1 pseudogene is annotated in these 506 nt (G+C 72.5%); it reads right to left on the bottom strand.

Annotation, left to right across the window (positions count from 1 at the left end):
• Positions 1-506: pseudogene (locus tag MKL09_RS26470) on the bottom strand (1-deoxy-D-xylulose-5-phosphate synthase); the annotation flags it as partial.

Raw genomic sequence — 506 nt, 5'->3', positions numbered from 1 at the left:
CGCTCGGGGAGGCCAGCGCGATAGGGCCGCTGCCCTTGCCATGCGCCGTCGCAACCATGTGCACCAGTTCGGCCTCGTCGGACGACCCCATCACGGTCATGTTCGGCAGGCCGCACCGATACGCCAGGTCGAACGCCCCGGCATGCCTCGCCCCGTCGGCGCAGACCAAGCCGGCCCGGTCCAGGCAGAACCGCACGGGCAGGTTCTGCAACGCCACGTCGTGCACGACCTGGTCGTAGGCCCGCTGCAGGAAGGTCGTTCATATCGCCACGACCGCGCGGTAGCCTCGGGTCGCCCGGCCGCCGGCGAACGGCACCGCGTGCTGCTCGGCGAGACCGAGGTCGAATGGCTTGTCCGCGGGCGGCTTGCCGAACAGGGCGATGCCGGTGCCGCCGGGCAGCGCCGCGGTGACCGCCACGACCCGGTCGTCGGGATCGGCCGCCTTGATCAGGCGCTCGCCGAACACCCGGGGGTAGGCCGGGGCGTTGGGCTTGGCCTTGGCCTGC

The sequence above is a fragment of the Methylobacterium sp. J-048 genome (genome assembly GCF_022829515.1).
GTDB lineage: Bacteria > Pseudomonadota > Alphaproteobacteria > Rhizobiales > Beijerinckiaceae > Methylobacterium.
Note: the sequence above shows the minus strand (reverse complement) of the source record. Positions and strands in the feature narration are given on the sequence as shown.